The following is a 2,179-nucleotide window of genomic DNA, read 5'->3' on the forward strand; positions in this document are numbered from 1 at the left end:
CAACCCCTGCACATGGATATCGAACTCGGCCTTCCAAGCAGGCTGGTAGGCCCGCTCGAACGTGTCCCCTGACTGCCTGATGCCGTAGTCCGCCCCCACGAGCATGCGAGCCAGACAGCGCATCTTTGGCTATGGATAAGGCGCGACACGGCTAAAGACGAGATAATTACTGAGCCTTCCGTTCACTCGCTCGCTCACCTGAGCGGCGTCTGCTGGATCAATGCCGCACGTCCGCAGCCCGGCGATCAGGCGCTTGTCTATCATAGTCACGGGCTTGGCCGGATCGCCACAGTTCGCGACCAATAGGTCACTGCGGAGGGGGTGCCGGCGATCTGCATCGATGCGCGTCATGCCAAGGCTGCGCTCGACATGGCAGCCAACAAGACGGACGCCAACGATGCCGACGGCCTTGCTCATCTGGCCGAGGTGGGGTTCTACAAGGAAGTGCGGGTCAAGAGCTTCGACAGCATGCTTGCCCGCACACTGGTGGCGGCGCGAACCCGGCTGGTGCGAATCTGCACGGAGTTGTCGAACCAGATCAGGGGGCTGATGAAGACGTTTGGCCTCATCGTTCCGGCTGTCATGGGCACCAGGTTCGAGCACAAGGTGGGAGAGCTGCTCACCGGTAACGCCGAACTGGCCCAGATCATTCGGCCACTGCTCGAGGCATGGCATGCAGTACGACTTCGCGCTGCGGAGCTCGGACGCAAGCTGCTGGCCGACGCACGACGCAGCGAGGCTTGCCAGTTGCTTATGACCATTCCCGGGGTAGGCGTCGTAACTGCGACTTCCTTCATCACCGCGATCGAGGACCCGACGAACTTCAAACATTCACGATCGGTAGGTGCCTGGGTGGGTCTGACGACGCGGCGCTACCAGTCTGGCGAGATCGACTATGACGGGCATATCTCCCGGCGCGGCGACAGTCATCTGCGCGGGCTGCTCTATGAGGCCGCGACCGTACTTCTCACCCGTAGCAAGTCAGAATGCGATCTGCGTAAATGGGGGCTGCAGCTGCGCGAGCGCCTCGGCTTCAAACGTGCAGCGGTTGCCGTCGCCCGAAAGCTCGCCGTCATCATGCACGCGATGCTGAGCACGGGCGAGCCGTTTAGAGGCGCGCACGTTACAGACTGATCTACCCAGCTCGTCAGCGTCGCAAGGCGCACGAGACGTCCTGCCGGGACGTAGGCTGGCTCATTCCGCGCCATTCGTTGCGCCCCCCGGGCTACTGCCCTTCGGAGTGCGTCCTGAACCTTGGAAGAGCCACCCGCGAAGCCCCATCATGCGGCGGCACATGCCGACCGCGAAGACGACCATGCTCCCGGCAACGGCATCTCAGAAATTCCTTGCAACCGACGCGATTAGACGACGACTGACTTTGGGGTGATTTTGTTGAAAAACTCGATATGCAACCGACAGCAACGCTGATGGCGTAACGTCGTTGCGTCGAACGTCAGTTTGAGGTCACGATCATGCATCATCGGGCGGCGTTGCGAACGACTCTTGCTCATCGCGAGCTGCTTCTGGCGCGCCCGAGAGTTTTTCAACGAAATCGGGGTGGAAGCGGACAGGCCGCTTCTGGGTGGCCGGAGCAGAGAAGCGGACGTTAAGCCGGCGCCGTATGGAACGTCTGGTCTCCTGCGCGTCGCCTCAAAAGCCGCCAGACAGCTCACGACCCAATACCTGACGTGGTGCCTGGTCGGATCTGAATGCACGCTGCCTTGCCTATCAAAAAGATTAGCGCGCGTCGCCGAACGAACCGTCCTGTCGATTTGCGTTCATCGCCAGACGCCACGCCACAAAGCCCATCCAGGCGACCAGCAGCAGCATGAAGCCTATCGCAGTGGTCAGGCTGATAGGGCGACCACTGGCCTGCCGCACCACAGGGCCGAGCACCAACAGGGCCGCTGGCGATGCTAGCGATAGGCGGACAACGGGCGATTTGTTCGTCCAGCCTTTCCCAATCATAGCTGCCCCTCATCACACTCTCGTTGTGCGACGATGATAGGAGCAGCTCGGTCAGCTATCAACGTCAGCCTTCCACTAGACACCGCCACAATGCGGGCTTTTAGTGTTACCCGAAAGCGTTGGGGTGGACGCCCCCTGACGGCATCGATGTGCCAGAGTGGAGGTGTTGAAACACCACTGCAGGAGGCGTCCATGGGTGAGGTTAGCACAG

General features: G+C 61.1%; 1 protein-coding gene and 1 pseudogene. One reads left to right on the plus strand and one right to left on the minus strand.

Going from position 1 to position 2,179, the window contains the following annotated elements; genetic code table 11:
• Window positions 1-312: 312 nt before the first annotated feature.
• Window positions 313-1,134: pseudogene (locus tag FHT02_RS21235) on the plus strand (IS110 family RNA-guided transposase); the annotation flags it as partial.
• A 603-nt stretch (window positions 1,135-1,737) separates the two neighbouring features.
• Here FHT02_RS21235 and FHT02_RS21240 read toward each other — a convergent pair.
• Window positions 1,738-1,899, minus strand: coding sequence for a hypothetical protein (locus FHT02_RS21240; RefSeq protein WP_184092248.1), 162 nt, complete (start codon window positions 1,897-1,899; stop codon window positions 1,738-1,740).
• Between the last annotated feature and the right edge of the window lie 280 nt (window positions 1,900-2,179).

Source organism: Sphingomonas xinjiangensis, assembly GCF_014199255.1.
GTDB classification, from domain to species: Bacteria; Pseudomonadota; Alphaproteobacteria; order Sphingomonadales; family Sphingomonadaceae; genus Sphingomonas; species Sphingomonas xinjiangensis.